This window comes from Clostridium sp. AM22-11AC, from assembly GCF_003473545.1.
Taxonomy (GTDB): domain Bacteria; phylum Bacillota; class Clostridia; order Lachnospirales; family Lachnospiraceae; genus Enterocloster.
The window spans coordinates 1-2,849 of the sequence record NZ_QUCM01000051.1 but is presented as its reverse complement, the minus strand read 5'-3'; the positions used below and the strand labels follow the sequence as shown (position 1 = coordinate 2,849).

The following is a 2,849-nucleotide window of genomic DNA, read 5'->3' as shown; positions in this document are numbered from 1 at the left end:
GTAAATGGTAAATCATACATCTCTAGACCTACATATCCAGATTTGAGATAATGTTGGAAAAGTTGTACAACACACTTTTCCCATTTTTCACACCAGGAGGTCAATTATGAACACCAAACTTGCCACAGCCCAGATCCGCGTAAAAAATTGGACTGCTATTATTCAGGACCGCAACCAATCTGGATTGTCTGTCAAAGATTACTGCGCACAGCACCAGCTTTCAAGAGACTCTTATTATTACTGGCTTCGTAAAGTGAAAGAGACTCTGCTTACGGAAAGCGGTTTTGTTGAAGTAACGCAACCAGAAAAGCTGCCTGTGCCGGAAACCACAACCGCTGATCCAAAGGAAATGATGACTCTTACGTTTCGTGGAATGCAGCTTGATATTCCCATCTCCGTTCAAAGGGATACCTTATCCATGATCGTTGAGGTGGCTGCCCATGCTCAATGACGCAGATATTTCACATTTTCATCATGTTTATGTATTTGTTGGAAAGACCGATCTCCGCAAAGGGATCGATGGTCTGTCAACGTTGGTAAAACAAAAGTTCCATCTGGATCCTTTTCATGCAGGAGATCTGTTCCTGTTCTGTGGTTCCAGTAACCGGAAGATAAAAGGGTTAGTCTGGGAGGAGGATGGCTTTCTGCTTATCTATAAACGGTTGGAGGCAGGAACTTTTCAATGGCCCAGATCAGAGGCTGAAGCCCGTAACATTACTCCGGAACAGTATCATCTGCTCATGACCGGATATGCCATAGACCCTTCTGTTCACAAGATCGATCCGAAACACCCCGTGTGATCTTTTAGTAAAAACAGAGAAAATTTCTCTTTGATCTAGAGTCGGTATGGGGATAAACTGTTCTGTTTTTTATCTGAACAATACGAATTGTGGACAGCATTCCCCGTTGTCTGAAAAGCAAGCCAGATTTACCGATTTTCAGGCAGTTGGAAGTATTGCCTCCACAGGAGAACAGCTTTTCATCAGGAGTTTTCCACCGTCAAAATGCCGAAAGGCTGTCCATTCGATTTTTGCGTTTTGCCGCATGTTCTGTTATACTGGAGCCATAAAAACGAAGGAGAGTGACCATCGATATGGCACTTGCGTTATCAGAAGAACAGCTGGTAAAACTGAATAAAAAAGATATCCTGCAGCTTCTGCTCGAAAGCATGGCGCAGGAAAAAGAACTGCGCAGCCAGCTGGCTGTCCTCACAGATGAACTGAAGCGGACAAACCAGCAGATGCAGGTGATCCTTGAAAAATGGAACCTCGCGCAGGCAAACCGCTTTGGACGTTCTTCTGAAAAGATGGGGTATGATACCGGAACCTGTCAGCAGCTGGAACTTGCCGTTATGTACGCAGAATGCTTTAATGAAGCAGAAGCCACTGTAAATGAGACTCCGCCGGATGAACCGGACATGGAAGAAGTCACAGTTACTGCCCACAAAAGGAAAAAACATGCCGGAAAACGTGAGGAGGATCTGAAAGACCTTCCTCATGCAGAACCGGTCATTTCCACCCTTACAGAAGAAGAACTTCTGGAACAGCTGGGGCCTGGATACCGCCAGCTAAAAGATGAGGTTTATCAGCGGTTAGAGTTCCATCCCTCATCTTTTGAGGTAAAAGAATACCACATCTGTGTCTATGTCAGTGCTGATGGAAAAAAGTTTGCAAAAGCGAAGCGCCCTCAGGCAGATCTGTTCCGGAACAGCATTGCAACGCCATCACTTCTGGCCGGGATCCTGAATTATAAGTATGTAAACGCACTTCCGGTCCATCGTCTGGCACAAGACTTTAAACGGAGCGAAGTGAACATCTCCCCGCAGGTCATGTGCAACTGGGTCATCAAAAGCAGCGAGATCTACTTTTCACTGGTTTATGACTGGATGAAAGATGTCCTCTTAAAGCAGCCTGTTGTACAGGCAGATGAAACGACCTTAAAAGTGAACCGGGATGGCAGGAAGGCCGGATCATCCAGCTATATGTGGGTCTATATCACCGGAGAACATGATGACAGCGGAAAAAAGATCGTTCTGTATGATTACTGCCGAACAAGAAGTACGGAACATTTAAGGGAGTTTCTGTCCTCATACAAAGGAATTCTGGTATCAGATGGTTACCAGTCTTATCATACATTCTCAAAAGAACAGTCCCTGACATCCGCTGGCTGTTGGACCCACTGTCGCCGTAGATTTGTAAACGCAATAAAAGCGGCGCAAAAAGATCTGCCGGAAGAAGCGCTGAAAAACAGCATCGCCTATCAGGCACTGGCACGTATCTCTGCAATCTATAAGCTTGACGGATCCTGGAAAGAAAGGACCAGTGAATACCGCATGGAACATCGTCAAAGGATCCTAAAGCCGCTTGTGGATGAATACTTTGATTGGGTAAAGGAGCAGATCAAAACCTGTAATGTACTGCCGAAATCAGAGACTGGAGAGGGCTTATCTTACAGTATTAATCAAGAAAAGTATCTAAGGGCATTTCTTGATAATAGGGATATCCCAATCGATAATTCCGCCTGTGAACGTGCGATCCGGCCATTTTGCGTAGGAAGAAAAAACTGGAATGTGATCGATACAGTGGAAGGAGCCCAGGCAAGTGCAATTGTATACAGCATTGCAGAAACTGCCAAGGCGAATAACTTAAAACCGTATCAGTATTTCGAATATCTCCTGACAGAATTACCAGAGAGAATTTCCCGAAAAAAAGACAGTACGTTTTCATTGGATGATCTTATGCCATGGTCGCCTAAACTGCCAATGTCTTGCCGTAAGATAAAATAGAACATTTAAGGCCGCCTCAAAGGGGCGGCTAGTTTTGGTGGCAGGTGCATGGTTTACCATTTAC

At 45.0% G+C, this 2,849-nt stretch carries 3 protein-coding genes; all 3 read left to right on the top strand.

The genetic code is table 11. The features are described 5' to 3' along the window. The first annotated feature begins 106 nt into the window (after positions 1 to 106). Positions 107 to 451, top strand: coding sequence for a hypothetical protein (locus tag DW251_RS17740; protein WP_118301905.1), 345 nt, complete (start codon positions 107 to 109; stop codon positions 449 to 451). Continuing rightward, a complete protein-coding gene (gene tnpB / locus DW251_RS17735) occupies positions 441 to 800 on the top strand; it encodes an IS66 family insertion sequence element accessory protein TnpB (RefSeq protein WP_118301904.1) in 360 nt (119 codons plus the stop codon). Before DW251_RS17740 ends, tnpB begins: the two co-directional genes overlap by 11 nt. Before the next feature lie 293 nt (positions 801 to 1,093). Further along, positions 1,094 to 2,785: an IS66 family transposase gene (locus tag DW251_RS17730; RefSeq protein ID WP_118301903.1), complete on the top strand. Its 1,692-nt coding sequence runs from the start codon at positions 1,094 to 1,096 to the stop codon at positions 2,783 to 2,785. Positions 2,786 to 2,849 lie beyond the last annotated feature (64 nt).

Coding starts and splice junctions, on each gene's coding strand:
- tnpB (WP_118301904.1), top strand. CDS start 441: ATGCTCAATGACGCAGATATTTCACATTTTCATCATGTTTATGTATTT.
- DW251_RS17740 (WP_118301905.1), top strand. CDS start 107: ATGAACACCAAACTTGCCACAGCCCAGATCCGCGTAAAAAATTGGACT.
- DW251_RS17730 (WP_118301903.1), top strand. CDS start 1,094: ATGGCACTTGCGTTATCAGAAGAACAGCTGGTAAAACTGAATAAAAAA.